Source organism: Dakarella massiliensis (assembly GCF_001182045.1).
In the GTDB taxonomy this organism is placed as follows: Bacteria; Pseudomonadota; Gammaproteobacteria; order Burkholderiales; family Burkholderiaceae_F; genus Mesosutterella; species Mesosutterella massiliensis.
Map to the genome: position 1 here is coordinate 410,618 of NZ_CVTY01000005.1, position 16,981 is coordinate 427,598.

General features: G+C 56.5%; 13 protein-coding genes. 12 read left to right on the plus strand and 1 reads right to left on the minus strand.

All coding sequences use genetic code 11. From position 1 onward, the window contains the following. Positions 1-35 precede the first annotated feature (35 nt). From msbA to BN1936_RS03610, 4 genes are read left to right on the plus strand one after another with little or no spacing between them, the layout of a single operon-like run. Complete coding sequence (gene msbA / locus BN1936_RS03595; protein WP_022443170.1) at positions 36-1,856, plus strand: lipid A export permease/ATP-binding protein MsbA; 1,821 nt, start codon at positions 36-38, stop codon at positions 1,854-1,856. After that, positions 1,853-2,419, plus strand: a complete 567-nt coding sequence (gene dcd / locus BN1936_RS03600) for a dCTP deaminase (RefSeq protein ID WP_022443169.1) — start codon at positions 1,853-1,855, stop codon at positions 2,417-2,419. The genes msbA and dcd overlap by 4 nt, the downstream gene beginning before the upstream one ends. A 33-nt stretch (positions 2,420-2,452) precedes the next feature. Beyond that, a complete protein-coding gene (locus BN1936_RS03605; RefSeq protein ID WP_022443168.1) occupies positions 2,453-3,505 on the plus strand; it encodes an aminomethyltransferase family protein in 1,053 nt (350 codons plus the stop codon). Positions 3,506-3,536: 31 nt separating this feature from the next. Next, on the plus strand, positions 3,537-4,922 hold the full coding sequence (locus tag BN1936_RS03610; protein ID WP_049686634.1) for an L-serine ammonia-lyase: 1,386 nt from the start codon (positions 3,537-3,539) through the stop codon (positions 4,920-4,922). A gap of 87 nt (positions 4,923-5,009) precedes the next feature. On the opposite strand, the gene BN1936_RS03615 is transcribed toward BN1936_RS03610, so the two are convergent. Beyond that, positions 5,010-5,807 carry a thymidylate synthase gene (locus BN1936_RS03615; RefSeq protein ID WP_049686635.1) on the minus strand — a complete coding sequence of 266 codons (798 nt, stop codon included), beginning with the start codon at positions 5,805-5,807 and terminating at the stop codon, positions 5,010-5,012. Between the two features lie 177 nt (positions 5,808-5,984). Here BN1936_RS03615 and rng point away from each other — a divergent pair, with 177 nt between their 5' ends. The 8 genes from rng (at position 5,985) to BN1936_RS03655 (ending at position 16,969) form a co-directional block, all read left to right on the plus strand. Further along, on the plus strand, positions 5,985-7,442 hold the full coding sequence (gene rng, locus BN1936_RS03620) for a ribonuclease G (protein ID WP_198290744.1): 1,458 nt from the start codon (positions 5,985-5,987) through the stop codon (positions 7,440-7,442). 22 nt (positions 7,443-7,464) lie between these two features. Beyond that, complete coding sequence (gene sbcB / locus BN1936_RS03625; RefSeq protein WP_022443164.1) at positions 7,465-8,952, plus strand: exodeoxyribonuclease I; 1,488 nt, start codon at positions 7,465-7,467, stop codon at positions 8,950-8,952. A gap of 69 nt (positions 8,953-9,021) precedes the next feature. Then, the gene (gene cuyB / locus BN1936_RS03630) at positions 9,022-10,455 is read left to right on the plus strand and encodes a cysteate racemase (protein ID WP_049686700.1); all 1,434 of its coding nucleotides are present in this window, start codon (positions 9,022-9,024) and stop codon (positions 10,453-10,455) included. 96 nt (positions 10,456-10,551) lie between these two features. Then, positions 10,552-11,448, plus strand: coding sequence for an NAD(P)-dependent oxidoreductase (locus BN1936_RS03635; protein ID WP_022443162.1), 897 nt, complete (start codon positions 10,552-10,554; stop codon positions 11,446-11,448). Positions 11,449-11,535: 87 nt separating this feature from the next. Beyond that, a complete protein-coding gene (locus BN1936_RS03640) occupies positions 11,536-13,608 on the plus strand; it encodes a glutamine--tRNA ligase (protein WP_049686637.1) in 2,073 nt (690 codons plus the stop codon). Positions 13,609-13,803: 195 nt separating this feature from the next. Continuing rightward, entirely contained in the window at positions 13,804-15,213 is a 1,410-nt protein-coding gene (locus BN1936_RS03645) for a flavocytochrome c (protein ID WP_049686638.1), read from the plus strand. 255 nt (positions 15,214-15,468) lie between these two features. Further along, the gene (locus tag BN1936_RS03650) at positions 15,469-15,795 is read left to right on the plus strand and encodes an FMN-binding protein (RefSeq protein ID WP_049686639.1); all 327 of its coding nucleotides are present in this window, start codon (positions 15,469-15,471) and stop codon (positions 15,793-15,795) included. Between the two features lie 100 nt (positions 15,796-15,895). Continuing rightward, positions 15,896-16,969 (plus strand): FAD:protein FMN transferase, encoded by a 1,074-nt coding sequence (locus tag BN1936_RS03655; protein ID WP_053101796.1) that lies wholly within the window; start codon positions 15,896-15,898, stop codon positions 16,967-16,969. Positions 16,970-16,981 lie beyond the last annotated feature (12 nt).

Here is a 16,981-nt window from a genome sequence, read left to right on the forward strand (position 1 = left end):
TATGATAGCGGCAGTGTGAAACCTACTGATAAAAGATGACAGAGATGAAATCCGCCTCTCCCGGCCGCGCGAAGAAGCGCTGGTCTCTTGCTGATCCCAATATCGTCCGTCTGCTGAAGATGCTCCGCCCTTATAAGAAGTGGATCATCTACGCCGTTATCGCGCTTGCGGTGACCGCCGGATCTTCTTCTCTGATCGCGATGCTGCTCGGGAAACTGACGGATATGGGATTTTATGAACATAATCCTTACGTGCTTCTCTGGGCGCCGGTTGCGCTGCTGGGTATCACCGTGCTTCACGGCGGCTCAACATTCCTCAGCAGCTACTGGCTGCAGGAGGTCTCGCAGTCCGTGATGGTGGATCTCAGAACCCAGATGATGAGGAACGTCCTTTACTGGCCGGAGTCCGTCTATCAGAAGTATTCAACCGGTGAGATCGTATCGAAGTTTCTTTATGAAGCGTCAAACGCGCTTTCCGGCGCGTCCAGTCTCCTCACACTGATCATTCGCGATGTGCTGCAGATTGTGGCGCTCCTCGCCGTGCTTATCTGGCAGGACTGGCGGCTCACGGCCGTAACGCTGCTTCTTGCGCCTTTCATTGCGATCATCCTTCGCTGGGTGAGCCGCCGTATGCGGCAGTTCACGAAGATGATGCAGGAGACGATGGGGTCGATGTCCTCCGGTCTCTTCCAGATGATTGATGCCCACCGCATGGTGAAGATCTACGGTGCCCAGGAACGGGAAGCCGATAACTTTGCCAGGATCAGCGAAGAGTTCAAACGTCTCAATATGGCGCAGCAGAAGGTGGCTGGCGCGGGGACTCCGCTGACGCAGCTTGTCACGATGAGCGCAGTGTCTGTGGTGCTTGTTGTGGCTCTGGTTCAGGCCCAGAAGGGGCTCCTCACAATGGGACAGTTCACGACTTACCTCTCGGCGCTTCTGCTCCTGATGCCTTCAATTCGCCATCTCTCGGGGCTTAATGGCTCGATCGCCAAGATGGGCGCCGCGGCTGACAGTATCTACGCGCTGCTGGGCGAGCCGCTTGAGGATGAAGGCGGAAAGAAAGAGCTGAAAAGCACAGGCCGGATTGAGTTTTCACACGTTTCGCTCCGCTATGAGGGAGCGAAGGAAAATGCGCTTACGGATTTCTCGCTTTCCGTGAAGCCCGGGGAAAGAATCGCACTCGTCGGGCCCTCGGGCGCCGGCAAGTCTTCTGTCATTCACCTGATTCCGGCGTTCTGGCATCCGACTGAGGGAAAGATTCTTTATGACGGGCTGGAGCAGAGCGAGATTTCACTCCGGTCGCTGCGCGATCAGATCGCGCTTGTGAGCCAGGAGGTCGTGATTTTCAACGACACGATCGCCGCGAATATCGCGTACGGAGCCCCGGGAGCGACAGAGGAAGAGATCCGGCGCGCGGCGGACGCAGCCAGCCTCACCTCTCTCATAGAATCTCTTCCGGATGGTCTTCAGACAAAGGTCGGTGAATCCGGATCCAAGCTTTCCGGCGGGCAGCGTCAGCGAATTTCGATTGCCCGCGCGATCCTGAAGAACGCGCCGATTCTCCTTCTGGATGAAGCGACGAGCGCTCTGGATACAGAAAGCGAGAAGTACATTGAGGCGTCACTCGCTCATCTGATGAAGGGGCGGACGGTCTTTATTGTGGCGCACCGCCTCTCCACGATTCAGAATGCGGACCGGATTGTGGCGATGGAGTCCGGGCGTCTCGTGGAATCCGGTACGCATTCGGAACTTCTTGCTAAGGGCGGGCTTTACGCTCACCTCTACAATATTCAGTTCAGTGAAAAGAGCGCTCCGGCCTCTGATCCGGAGCCGGAAAAGGAGGAAACAGCATGACGATCAAGAGCGACCGATGGATCCGCAGGATGGCTGAAGAGCACGGCATGATTGAGCCCTTTGAGCCAGGACAGGTCAGGTACGTTGACAATAAAAAAGTCATTTCCTACGGGACATCCTCCTACGGCTATGACATCCGGTGCGCTGATGAATTCAAGGTCTTCACCAACATCAATTCGACGATTGTGGATCCGAAGGATTTTGATCCGGCTTCCTTTGTTGATGTGAAGTCCGATGTCTGTATCATTCCTCCCAATTCGTTTGCTCTCGCGCGCACGGTGGAGTACTTCCGGATTCCCCGGAATGTGCTCACGGTGTGCCTCGGGAAGTCGACCTATGCGCGATGCGGCATCATCGTGAACGTAACGCCGTTTGAGCCCGAGTGGGAGGGCTATGTGACGCTGGAGTTTTCCAATACCACGCCGCTGCCCGCGAAGATCTATGCGGGAGAGGGCTGCGCACAGGTGCTTTTCTTTGAGAGCGACGAGCCCTGCGAGGTGAGTTACGCGGACCGCGGCGGCAAGTATCAGAAGCAGCACGGCGTGACACTTCCCCGGGCATAAGGGCGTGAAAAACAGAATCAGGAGAGTAGTGAGATGGTGAAAAGCGAAGACTTTCTGCCGGCAGCGTCCGGCCTTGATGGTATCGAATGGACGGAGGATACCCCGAAGCTCATTCTGAGCTACGGAGACACGGCGGCTGAAAAGCATTCTGCTCTGACCGGTGCCTTCCTGAAGGATGTCCGGGCGGCCCGGGTGATCCGTACGGAGGGAGAGAACGGTGAGAAGCTGCTTCGCCGTCTGATTACGGCCGATGTGGCGAAGCATGCCACGGGCGACTGCCTTCTCGCCTCGATGCTGAACGCGTCGGGCGGTGTCATGCAGGAAGTGGCCGTGATTGCCCACACCGGGTACTGGGATGTCGTGCTGTTTCCGGAAACGGCGGACACGGGACTTGCCTGGTCGAGGCAGGTCTCGGTGTCTTTTGAGGCTGAAGTGGAGCAGCCGGAAGACCGTCATGTATTCTGGCTTGGCGGTCCGCTTGCATCCGACACGCTGAAGAAGGTGTCCTGCAGTGTTCCGAAGGCGGGCAGCTTCACGGAACCAGAGGACGGGGTTCAGGTCTGTGCTTTTGAGGATATTTTCCTGATTCAGGGTGAGGCTTCGAAGCTGGATGCTTTCTGGAAGAAACTGGCCGCGGCTGGCGCAGCGCCGATCGGCGAAGAGGTCTGGGAAGCTGCCCGTACAGCGATCTGCTTCCCGGCGTTTGGCTGTGATTTCGATGAATCCTCCTCTCCGCTTGAAGTGGGTCTTGGCTCGTCAGTCGACTTCTCTGATCCAGCCCGTATGTTCATTGGCCGCGCCCTCACCGAGGCCCGGTACCGCGCCGGTATCCGCTGCCGCCTTGGACTTCTCGAAATTCAGTCGGATGACGATGCCTCGAAACTCGACTCCGCGCCCGAAGTCGTGATCCGAGGGAACTCCTCTGAAGGCGGGATCATCACCACATGGACTCTCTCAGACTCGGGTACTATTCTTGCCCTCGCGCTTCTCCCGGCCGAAAGCCATATTGGGGATGAGGCCGAAGTGTCCTACCGCGCGGGCGGTGAGGACCGGGTCTGCGCAGGCAAAGTCATCCGGCTCAGGTAAGTCGGCCGGTTCAGGAATCAATAAATAAATCATGGCAATCAGCGTTTTTGACATTTTCCGCGTCGGCATCGGGCCGTCCTCATCGCACACGGTGGGACCGATGAGAGCCGCCGCGCTTTTCATCCGCATGCTTTCCCATCGGGATATGCTGCCGCGGGTCGCACGGATCACTGTGGATCTGATGGGAAGTCTTGGGGCAACCGGCAAGGGGCACTCGACCGATACAGCCTTTGTGCTTGGCCTCATGGGGCTGGAGCCTGAAACGCTCGATGTGGACGCGGAACCCGCGATTCTCGCGGATGTCCGTGATAACCGCCGTCTGAAGCTGGGAGGGGAGTCTGAAATCGGTTTCGAGTGGGACCGGGACATCACTTTCAGTCCGGAGAAGATTGCCCGTTTCCACACAAACGCGATCGACGTGGCGGCGCTTGACGCTGAGGGGCATACGCTTCTCGCCCGGCGCTTCTACTCGGTGGGCGGCGGCTTTGTCGTTGCCGGCAGCGAAGAGAATCCGGATATTCCGGAGGTTCCGGCCTCCTTTAACAAGGTGGTGCTTCCGTATCGCTACAAGCACATGGTGGAACTCATCGCATTCTGCGGCCGGGATGGGAAAACGATTCCTGAAATCGTCCGCGAGAATGAGCGCGTCTGGCGCACCGATGAGGAGATTGACCGCGAGCTGGATCATATCTGGAGCGTGATGAAGGAAGCGATGGACCGCGGTCTGAGAACCGAAGGAATGCTCCCTGGCGCTTATAAGGTCGCGCGCCGCGCCGCCGGCATGAAGCGGCGTCTTGAAAAGATTTCGCTCACAGATGATCCGCTCGCAGTGCTTGACTGGGTCTGTTCCTTTGCCTTTGCTGTTGGGGAAGAAAACGCGACCGGCGGCCGCATTGTGACGGCCCCGACGAATGGTGCCGCAGGTGTGATCCCCGCGGTGATCGAGTTCTACCGTCAATTTGTTTCCGGAGCAGATCAGAAGGGTATCCATGACTTCCTGCTCACGGCCGGTGCGATTGGCATTCTCTTTAAGACCAATGCTTCAATTTCAGGCGCTGAGGTCGGATGCCAGGGCGAAGTGGGTGTCGCCTGTTCCATGGCGGCAGGCGGCCTCGCGGCGGTGATGGGGGGGAACGCCTACCAGATCGAAAACGCGGCGGAAATCGGCATTGAACACCATCTCGGTCTCACGTGTGACCCGGTGGCGGGACAGGTCCAGATCCCGTGCATTGAACGCAACGCGATGGCGGCAACGCAGGCGATCGCCGCGGCCCGGCTTTCCATGGCGGGCAATGGACGCCACTATATTTCGCTCGATGAGGCGATTCAGACGATGCTCGAAACGGGCCGTGATATGTGCAACAAATATAAGGAAACCAGTACGGGAGGACTCGCGGTCTGCATTGTTGAGTGCTGATCACGGGAAATCTCCCGCCTGAAAAAAATCTCCGGATGCCCTTCAGAAAAGCATCCGGAGATTTTTGTTTGTTGAGTGTCGGTCTGATCAGACCGCGATCGGCGCCTTGATAGCAGGCCACGGGTTATAGCCCTCGATCACAAAGTCCTCATACCGGTAGGAGAAGATGTCGGAGGGCTTCCTTGCGAGTGTGAGCGTCGGATAGGCGCGCGGCGTGCGGGAGAGCTGCTCATGCACCTGATTAAGGTGGTTAAGGTAGATGTGGCAGTCACCGCCCGTCCAGATGAAGTCTCCAGGCTCGAGATCGCACTGTGCGGCCATCATGTGGGTGAGGAGCGAGTAGCTTGCGATATTAAAGGGCACGCCGAGAAACAAATCGCAGGAGCGCTGGTAGAGCTGGCATGAAAGCTTGCCGTCCGCCACATAGAACTGGAAAAGGCAGTGGCAGGGAGGCAGCGCCATGTGAGGAATATCGCCCACATTCCACGCGCAGACGATCATCCGACGGCTGTCAGGATGATGGCGGATCTGATCAATCACTTCGCTGATCTGATCGATTTTGTCGCCGTTTGCCGTTCTCCAGGCACGCCACTGGGCACCGTAAACCGGGCCCAGATTGCCATCCTTATCCGCCCATTCATCCCAGATCGTCACCTTGTTGTCGTGGAGATACTGGATATTCGTGTCACCGTTCAGGAACCAGAGCAGTTCATGAATGATCGAGCGCGTATGCAGTTTCTTCGTGGTGATAAGCGGAAAGCCTTCCGAAAGCGGGAACCGCATCTGGTAGCCGAAAACCGAGATCGTTCCGGTGCCTGTGCGGTCAGTCTTCTTCACTCCGTGTTCGTAAACGTGCTTTAAGAGTGTTTCGTATTGATCGTACATGGAAGAGATGGCCTAAATAAAAGAAGTTGGACAGAACCGGAAGCCGCCAGGGCGGGTTTCGACTTTACAATGAATCAACCAATTTTAAAGCGGGCCGGATTTCTTCGAGGGGGTGAGGTACAGGCCCTGGGCTCACGGGAGCACCGCCGAAGCCGTCCGGCAGCAATAAAGGAAATCATCGTGGAAGAGGTATTGATCAACTATTCGCCTCGGGAAACCCGCGTGGCGATTCTGGTGGACGGCATCCTGCAGGAAATCCATCTGGAGCGGCAGGTATCCCGCGGATTTGTGGGAAATGTGTATCTAGGACGCGTGGCCCGGGTGCTGCCGGGTATGCAGTCCGCTTTTATCAACATCGGACTCGAGCGGACGGCGTTCCTTCATGTCGCCGACATCACGGAAGCGCATCAGGGCGATAAGACTCTTCCGATCGAACGCGTGCTGCATGAGGGGCAGGCCGTGATGGTGCAGGTGGCTAAGGATCCGATCGGCACGAAGGGGGCACGTCTCACGACCACAGTATCGCTTGCCGGACGAAAGCTTGTTTATCTTCCCCGTGAACCTCATATCGGCGTTTCCCAGCGTATTGAGGATTCGGATCTCCGGGAAAAGCTCCGTGATGAAGTGAGCCGGCTGAAATCAGAAGAGGAGAAGGGTGGATACATCGTCCGGACTTCCGCGGAAGAGGGGGCGACGGAGGACGAGTTCCGCTCCGATATGCGCTACCTCAAGGTGCTCTGGGAACAGATTCAGTACAAGGCATCCCACCTGCCCGCCCCCTCGCTTCTCTATCAGGAGCTGTCACTTGAGCAGCGGGTGCTGCGCGATATGGTGCATTCGGAAACCGCGGCGATTCTGGTGGACTCACAGGATACTTTTAAGGAACTGAAGGAATTTGCGAAAACTTTTGTTCCGATCGCGGAGGAGAAGCTCCAGCTTTACCGCGGCGAAATCCCGCTCTTCGAAAAGTATCTCGTCGAGGATGAAATTGAGAAGGCGCTTCGCCGCCGTGTGGATCTGAAATCCGGCGGTTATCTGGTGTTTGATCAGACAGAAGCGATGTCAACGATTGACGTGAATACCGGAGGCTTTGTTGGAAAGAAGGATTTCGGAGATACAGTCTTTAAAACCAATCTCGAGGCGGCACAGACGATCGCCCGGCAGCTGAGACTTCGGAATCTGGGCGGAATCATCATCATCGACTTTATCGATATGACAAGTGACGAGCACCGGGCGGCTGTTCTTGCTGAGCTGCGGCGCGGCATTGCCCAGGACCGCACCCGGATGACGGTAAGCAACTTTACCGAGCTTGGTCTCGTCGAAATGACCCGGAAACGCACCCGAGAGTCGCTCGCTCACATGGTTTGTGAACCGTGCCCGGTGTGCGGCGGAAGGGGCGAAATCAAAACAGCCCGCACGGTCTGCTATGAAATTCTCCGCGAGGTGGTCCGTGAGTGGCGCCAGTATACCGACGCAAAGGAATTCAAGATTCTCGCCTCTCAGACTGTCATCGATATGTTCCTTGAGAGTGAATCTCCGGCGCTAGAACTGCTTCACGAGTTCATCGGCAAGCCGGTTTCCCTGCTGGTAGAACCGGGGTATACCCAGGAGCAGTTTGATGTAATTTTGGCCTGAAACGGGACATCGGGAGGGAAGGATGAGCAACACGTTTTACTGGCATGACTATGAAACTTTCGGCCTCCGGGGTGACGAGAGACGTCCCTCTCAGTTCGCGGGGGTAAGAACAGATGAAAATCTGAACCTCATAGGCGAAGGAGAAGTCCTTTACTGCAGGCCAAATCATGATTTTCTCCCTTCTCCGGAGAGCTGTCTTCTGACCGGCATTCTGCCGCAGTACTGTGAGGAAAACGGGCTTCCGGAAAACGAATTTGCACGGGCAGTTTTCGCTCGGCTTTCCGAGCCTGGCACAATCGGTATCGGCTACAACAATCTGTCGTTTGATGACGAGGTTTCCCGCTTCCTTTTCTGGCGGAATTTCCTCCCGCCGTACAAGAGAGAGTATTCCTTGGGCTGCGGCCGCTGGGATCTGTATCCGATCACGCTGGCAGTCTGGGCGCTGCGGCCTGAGGGGATTGAGTGGCCTCTCAGAAAGGACTGGATTCCGAAGCTTGAAGCGAAGCGCATTCTGAAGGATGAGAATCCCGATCTCGACGGGCATACCTTCAAGCTTGAGTGCCTTACTGCCGCAAACGGCATTTCGCATGAAAAGGCGCATGACGCGCTTTCCGATGTGTACGGTACGGTGGCTCTTGCCGGTCTGATCCGGAAAACTAAACCGAAACTCTGGCAGTGGGCATTTGAGCATCGCGGCAAACAGGCTGTGATTGAGGAGCTGAACCGGGGACCGGTCGTCTGGGTGGACAGTCATATCGGTCAGACGCACGGATATCTGAAATGCGTGCTGAAGATCGCAGCGATGCCGCACGACCCGAACCGGGTTCTCCTCTGGGATCTGGAACGGGATCCGGAGGAACTTTTCACGCTGAAGTCTGAGGATGTGGAGCGGCGGATCTTCACCTCAGGTGATGAAAATGATCCCAGGCTGCCTGTTTATACGCTCCGCGTGAATAAGTGCCCCTTCGTCTGCAGCCATCTCGGTGTTCTGAGCGGGGGGCAGGCGGAGAAGTTCGGAATCGATCTGGGGGCTGTGAAACGAAATGCGGAAAAATTCACGCCTGAGAGGATGAGTGAAGTGACGGCAATGCTGATCGCTGGGCTCGAAGAGGCTCACGAGAAAGAGATCCCGGAGCCCGAGCAGGATCCTGACGAAGCACTTTACTCCTCCGGGTTTCCGACCTTCTCGGATTCCCGCATGGTCGAGAAAGTGGAGAGGCTGACCGGGGAAGCGCTGGCGGAAAGTTATCACGAGGGCAGAATTCACTTTGACAATCCGGTCTATGACCGGCTGCTTCTCCGGTATCGGGCGAGAAATTTCCCTGAAACACTGACAGATGATGAACGTACGCTCTGGCTGATCGACGCGAAGCAAAGAATCGAAGGCAGGAAGGACAGCTATGTGGAAGCTCTTGATCAGTTAGCTGTCCGAACCGGAGAACAAGGGCGCCCCATCCTCAGTGCTCTATATGATTGGTCTCAGGGTGTTTTCAGAAATTTAGGTATTTAGCCTTAATTAGATGGGCTAATATCAGTAATGGACTCTGCAGAAAACTATTTTTGAACGGGGTGTATGGATATGTCTTTGAATAAGCTGAAAGTTGGTATTGTTGCCGGCATTCTGCCGCAGGCCGCGGTTGAACTGAAGACCCGGCTGATCGCGGAAGCTCAGAAGCTCGGACGTCCGGTCGAAGTGGTTATGGACTGGGAGCCGCCGAGAAAAGACGCACCGGATCCCCTGTTTCATCTGCGCGATCAGAAGATGCTGTCGCTTGACGCGTCGATCCGGCTCCAGAAAGAGGGGGTTGATCTGATTCTTCTGCCCTGCGTTGCGGTCCAGAAATTCCTGGATGAACTGCAGGTTGAAATCACTACGCCGGTGCTTGACTGGCTTTCCGCGATCGGAGAGGAACTGAAGGTTTCGGGCGTGAAAAAGGTGGGCGTTCTGAAGTGTGCCTACGCACAGTGCTCGGCTTCCTCCCACGCGAGAATCTTTGCCGGCGGCGCAGAACCGGTTCCGGCTGACGAAGAAGCTCAGAAGCTGACCGGGCAGGCGATCGCGGAAATCAAGGCATCCGGTGTAACCGATAAAGCGGTTGAGCTGCTTGCCGCGGCTGCCGGACGGCTGGGAACCGTGGATGCGGTGCTTCCGATGAATGAGGCTGTGGCGCTCGCCGCTCCGAAACTCGCCGAAAAAGGCATTCCGGTTCTCGATACGATCGGGATCCTCGCGAAAGCGGCAGCCGCTTCGGAACCGAAGCCGTTGCCGAAGCCCTTCAAACTGGGTCTGATCGGCGGACTTGGACCGGCGGCGACAGTGGATCTCTTTAATAAGATCGTGAAGGCGACCCCTGCGAAGACGGATCAGGAGCATTTCAAGCTTGTGATTGAAGAGAATCCTCAGACCCCGGACCGTACCGCCTGCCTTCTTGAAGGCAAGACCGATCCGACGATCTGCCTCTATCACTCAGCCAAGCGTCTCGAAGAGGATGGCTGCGACGCGATCATCATTCCCTGCAATACTGCCCACGCGTTCCTTCCTTATATGAAGCGTTACCTCAAGGTGCCTTTTGTTGATATGCAGCAGACGGCTCTAGAGGACATCGCTACCCGCTTCAAGGAACCCCGTATTGGTCTGCTGGCAACTTCCGGCACGATCAAGACCGGTATCTATTCGAAGAAGGCCGAGGCCATGGGACTGCCGCTCTTCACCCCGGATGAAGAGCATCAGAAACTCGTGATGTCCGCGATTTACGGTTCCCAGGGCGCGAAGGCGGGATTCACGGAAGGTGTCTGCCGGGACGAACTTCTGAGCGCCGCGGAATATCTGGTCCGTGAATATGCCTGCAATGTGCTGATTCTGGGGTGCACGGAACTGCCTCTGATTCTGGATGAGACAGACGAATTCCCGATTGCTGATACACGGGTTGCGATTGTCGATCCGACAGCAGTTCTTGCCCGTAAGGTGGCAAAGCTCGCTATGAGCGAGAATAAGAAGCGCGGTACCCGGTAACAGCAGGCATCAGATTTTGTGCTTTCTGAAGGCGGGCTGCGGTGTCACTGCAGTCCGCCTTTTTCTCAGAGAATTCTGAATGAAAGGAGTGCGCGGATGGTAAAGACAAAGATTGAAAAGGCGGCCTTTATCGGCCTCGGTGTCATGGGCTACCCGATGGCGGGGCATCTGGCGAAGAGCGGTCTCAGCGTGACGGTTTATAACCGCACGAAGAGCAAGGCGGACCGCTGGGTGTCAGAGTTCGGGGGCAGGGCAGCCGCGACTCCCCGTGAGGCAGCCACTGGCGCTGATATTGTTTTTCTCTGTGTTGGGAACGATAACGATGTCCGCTCAGTAGTCTATGGAGAGGACGGAGTGCTGGCTGGCATGACGCCCGGCTCCATTCTCTGGGATGACACAACCGATTCCGCGCAGCTCGCGCGCGAGCTCTACACGGCGGCAAAAGAGAAGGGGGTGTCCTTCATTGACGCTCCGGTGTCAGGTGGTCAGTCTGGGGCTGAAAAGGGTGTGCTGACCGTCATGTGCGGCGGGGATGAGGGTGCCTTTGAGGCAGGAAAGGCGGCCGCGGCCGCGTTCTCCTGCGCGGTGACACGGATCGGGGAAGCCGGAGCCGGACAGCTCGCGAAGATGGTGAATCAGATCTGCATTGCCGGTATTGTTCAGGGGCTTTCCGAAGCGGCTGCTTTTGGCATGAATGCCGGCCTTGATATGGATAAGGTGTTCAGCGTTCTGGAAAAAGGCGCCGCGGGTTCCTGGCAGATGGCGAACCGCGGAAAGACGATGGTCCGCGATCAGTTTGATTTCGGGTTTGCTGTCGACTGGATGAGAAAGGATCTCGGGATCGCGCTCAGCGAGGCTTCCAGAAATGGTTCCTCTCTTCCTCTCACTGCGCTCGTTGATCAGTTTTACGGCGAAGTCCAGCATCTTGGAGGACGCCGCTGGGATACATCGAGTCTGATCGCGCGTCTTCCGAGAAAAAAGCCCGGGTGCTGAATCCTGAAACTTAAGAAGCTAAAATAACGGACTTTAGCGTTTAAGAAACGCTGCAACTCTGTTGTTTACTCATAAAGAAAATCTGCCATGGCCGTTGAAAACGAAAACACTGCGCCGGTTAACTCAAACTTCATCCGCACGCTGATCGAGGAAGATATCGAGAAGGGAGCAACTGTTCCCAGAAAGTGGTGCGGTCATCCGGCTCCCTATTCCGAGCAGGTGAAGGGTGTGGATGATCCGGCGAGAATCCGTACCCGCTTCCCTCCGGAGCCTAACGGATATCTGCATATCGGCCACGCAAAGAGCATCTGCATTAATTTCGGCATGGCCCGCGACTTTGGCGGCTATGCGCATATGCGTTTTGATGATACGAACCCGGGAAAGGAAAGCCCTGAGTACGTGGAGTCCATCAAGGAAACCGTGAAGTGGCTGGGCTTCAGCTGGGAGCATAACGGTGAAAATGATCTTTTCTTCGCCAGCTCGTACTTCAAGTGGATGTACCAGTTTGCGGAGTACCTGATCCGCACCGGCTATGCCTATGTTGATGAGCAGACTCAGGAAGAAATGCGTGCGAACCGCGGCACGCTAACTGAGCCGGGCAAGGATTCACCGTTCCGCAACCGCAGCGTGGAGGAAAACCTCCGTGTCTTCCGCGAGATGCGTGACGGAAAGCACCCGGAAGGTTCCATGGTGCTTCGCGCGAAGATCGACATGGCAAGCCCCAACGTGAATCTCCGCGATCCGGCGATCTACCGTATCCGTTTCGCTGAGCATCAGGAAACGGGCAACGAATGGTGCATCTATCCGATGTACACCTTTGCTCATCCGATTGAGGATTCGCTTGAGAACATCACACACTCCCTCTGCACGCTGGAGTTTGAGGATCAGCGCCCGTTCTACGACTGGGCGCTTGAGCGCGTCGTACCGGAATTGCGCACACCGCAGTATGAGGAAGCGAAGCAGATTCTGAAGGATATGTCGGAAGGCCGGGATGACCGCGCGGATGCGTTCCTTGCCCGCGTTGAGGAGTCGAAGGCGAAGCTTGGCATCACATCCGCTCCTGAAATCGCGATGGCGGAGATCCTTGCCCGTCATGGATCGGAGTCGCCGCTAGCTGCTGATGCCGCTGACCGGAAGGCCGCTTTCACCCTCCTTAATGAACATACGGAGAACTTCACTCCGGTGCTTCAGGCCGCGCTCGATGTCGTGCGCCCGAATTTCTTCATGCTGTCCCATCAGCACGAATTCAACCGACTCAATATCACGAACGTGGTGCTTTCGAAGAGAAAACTGATCACGCTCGTGAAGGAAGGTCTGGTGGACGGCTGGGATGATCCCCGTATGCCGACTCTCGTTGGTCTGCGCCACCGCGGCTATACCCCGGAATCGATCCGTAACTTCGTTGAGAAGAGCGGTGTCTCGAAGACCTCGAACAGCTGGATCGACTACTCGGTGCTCGAGAACAGCCTCCGTGAGGACCTGGATCAGAAGGCCGCCCGCCGCATGGCGGTTCTTCATCCGCTGAAGCTCGTGATCGATAACTATCCTGAGAATCAGACGGAACTCATGGAAGCGAGCAATCATCCGAAGAACCCCGATATGGGCGTGCGCAGCATTCCCTTCTCGCGGGAACTCTGGATTGAAGAGAGTGACTTCAGCCTGGACCCGCCGAAAGGGTACAAGCGTCTGACGCTGCCGAAGGATGGCTCCCCCGCGAAGCCGGTTCGTCTCCGCGCCGCTTATATTATTCAGCCGGTTTCCTGCGAGACTGATGAAAACGGCCGCGTGACCGTGGTTCATGCCCAGTATTTCCCGGAGACGAAGAGCGGCTCGACCGGTGCTGATACGGTGAAAGCAAAGGCCACGATCCACTGGGTCGACGCGAAGACGGCGCTTCCTGCTGAAATCCGCGTTTACGGACGACTCTTTGAGATGGAGCACCCCGAGTCAGCCGAGGCTGATTATCGGACGCTTCTGAATCCGAACTCAAAGGAGATCCTGAAGGGGTATGTCGAACCGTCACTTGCTGAGGCGAAGAAGGACGACAAGTTCCAGTTTGAGCGCAACGGTTATTTCGTTGCCGATCGGGTGGATTTCACCGGAGAGCATCCGGTTTTCAACCTCTCTGTGACGCTCCGCGACTCCAAGGGGAAGTTCTGATAACTAAGACTCTTTGCTGAGAATCCTGTATTGCCGATAGAACCCGGATGGGAAAAGCCATCCGGGTTCTATTACTTTATAGGTATTTATTCAGTTTTTTTAAACTTTCGGATATAATCTGCCGCTGATTTCTTACCTATTCTGGGCAGCAGGGGGACTACTGACTGCCCGGAACCCAAATTCACTGGAGAGAATATGAAAAAAGCTTTGTTAGCTCTGGCTCTGACTGCCGCCTTTGGTGTCGCCAACGCGGCTCAGAATGTCAACACGGATGTCGTGATCGTCGGTGCCGGCGGTGCTGGTCTGGCTGCTGCGGTTGAGGCCCATGATCTTGGCGCCAAGGTGATCGTCGTCGAAAAGATGGCTTTCCCGGGCGGCAATACCACCCGCGCTGCTGGCGGCCTGAACGCTGCTGCCACGCCTCTGCAGCAGGCTAAGGGGATTTATGACACCCCCGAAATCATGTTCTTCGATACGATGAAGGGCGGCCACTGGAAGAACAATCCGGAACTCGTCCGCGTGCTCGCTAACCACGCCAAGGATTCTGTTGACTGGCTGCTCGCCCTCGGCGGTGACTTCCATGACGTCGGCCTGATGGCTGGTGCCACCAAGCCCCGTACGCATCGCCCGACCGGCGGCAACCTCGTTGGCCCGGAAGTGGTCCGCACGCTTTACACGGCTGCTGAAAACCGCAAGGTCGACATCCGCGTGAACACGAAGGCCGAAGAGATCCTGAAGAATGCCAAGGGTGCCGCTACTGGCATCAAGGTGAAGGGTCCGGAAGGTGAATACGTGATCAACGCCAAGGCTGTGGTGATCGCTGCCGGCGGTTTCGGCGCGAATAACGACATGGTTGCTCACTATGTTCCGCGTCTGAAGGGTTTCTCCACGACGAACCAGCCGGGCGCTACCGGCGACGGCATGATAATGGCTGAAAAGGCTGGTGCCAAGCTGATCGACATGACCGAGATCCAGACCCACCCGACGGTGGTTCCGGGCAACGGCGAAATGATCACTGAAGCTGTCCGCGGCAACGGCGCCATCCTCGTGAATCACGAAGGCAAGCGCTTCTACAACGAGCTCGAGACCCGCGACAACGTCTCTGCTGCCATCCTGAAGCAGACCGACAAGAACGCGTTCCTCTTCTTCGACTCTGATATGCAGAAGTCCCTGAAGGCTACGAATAACTACATCAAGCAGAGCTACGCCATCACGGGTAACTCCCTTGATGAAATCGCTGCCAAGATGAAGGTTCCGGCCGCTGCCCTCAAGCAGACCATGACGGAATACGCCGCTGCCGTGGCTGCCAAGAACGACAAGCAGTTCGGCCGCGCTGACCTGCCCCGTCCGCTCAACAAGGCTCCGTTCTACGCCATCATCGTGACCCCGGCCGTGCATCACTGCATGGGCGGTATCAAGATCGACACAAAGACCCAGGTCTATGGCCAGAACGGCCAGGTTATCCCGGGCCTCTTTGCGGCTGGTGAAGTGACCGGCGGCGTGCACGGCGGCAACCGTCTCGGCGGCAACGCTCAGGCTGATATCGTGACCTTCGGCCACATCGCTGGCCAGCAGGCCTACATCTACACCCGTCTCAACAAGTAATCAGACGGCTGTATCCCTGAAAAAGGGTTGAAAACAGACGCTTCTCCCTGAAAGGGGGAAGCGTTTGTTATTAATTGGAATTAGGGGATAATGCTAGAGGGTAAATCTGACCCTCCACAAAGACTGACTTCGTATTATTATTACGCAGTCTCGGAAAAGGAATTCAGAAACTGATTAAAGGCTGAGTTTCCGGACCGAAGTTTTCAGAGGCAAAAAACGCCTCGACATATCCCCCATTAATAGGAAGAAAACACCATGAAGAAACTGATCGTTCTCGCCGCTGCCGCTCTCCTCGCCGCTGGTGCCAACGCTGCTTACAAGGACGGCTCCTACACGGGTGAAGGCCAGGGCAAGTCTGGTCCCGTTAAGGTTCAGGTGACCGTTAAGGCCGGCAAGATCGCCTCCGTTAAGGTTCTCGAACAGAAAGAAACCCCGATGATCTTCAAGGGCGCTGAAGCCGGCGTTATCCCCGCGATCGTCAAGGCCAATGGCACGAAGGGTGTTGCTACCGTTTCCGGCGCCACGCTGTCCTCCAAGGGCATCATCGCCGCTACGAACGCTGCTCTCGCCAAGGCCAAGTAATCTCTTCTTCCTTTAGGAAGATAGATTCTCTGTCTTAGAGACGGTAGGGCGCCCTCTGGGCGCCCTTATTTTTGCAGATTCTGCTGGAGTTGTCCGATTTATGATTTTCCGCCGTCATTTTCTTCAGGCGACGCTGCCCCTGATTGCCTCGGCTGCCGCGCCGGCTGCCTTTGCCGCTGTGAGCCAGGAGAGCGAGTTTTCCGCTCAGAAAACCACTTTCTCGATGGGCACCATGATTTTTCTTCAGGTCTACGCGCCTACGCAGGAAAAGGCCGATCTGTGGTTAGGGAAGGCGGATGATGAGATGAATCGCCTCGCCTCGCTGATGACCGTGCATGAGGCTGACAGTCCGCTGCTGGAGGTGATCCGTCACTCGGGAACCGATGTTGAGGTTCCACCGGAAGTGGCTGAGGTGGTAGAGGATTCCATTGTTGTTGCCCGGGAGTCTGATGGAGCGTTTGAACCCACTATTGGAAAGCTGGTTGATGTCTGGAAGATCGGTTTCGGCGGAAAGGCAGTTCCGAGTGAGGCGGCTATCCGTGAAGCCCTGAAGTACGTTGACTGGCGAAAGATCCGCGTGACCCGCCGGGATGGTAAGTGCTACATCTATATCGCGCCGGGCCAAGATATCGATATGGGCGGCATTGCGAAGGGCTATATCGGCACCAGGATGGCAGATTACCTGTCAGGCCTCGGCATGAAGCGGGGGCTTCTGAATCTCGGCGGTAACGTGGTGCTGATCGGTTCCGTTCCCGGGAACCGCCCCTGGAAGATCGGTCTCCAGCATCCGCTCGAGGAGCGGAACGGGTTCTTCGCTGTGGTTTCCGCTGAGAATGAATCCGTGATCACGTCGGGAGCCTACGAGAGAAAGCTGCAGACGCACGGGAAGACCTATGGACACATTCTGTCTCCTGTAACAGGTTACCCCGTGACGACTGACCTCTCCTCCGTCACTATCGTTGATAAGGATGGAGCGAAAGCGGATGCCTGGTGCACGGCGCTTTTTGCCATGGGCAAAAAGAAGTCTCTTGAGCTCCTCTCCCGCCGTCCGGATCTGGAAGCCATTCTGATGAGCGCTGACTGCAAGGCGGTCTATATGACGCCGGGGATCGCGAAGCGCTGCACGATCACGGAGCCCTTCGTGATTGAGCGCTCGGTTCTGGTCCGCGTCTGATTTATACGGATC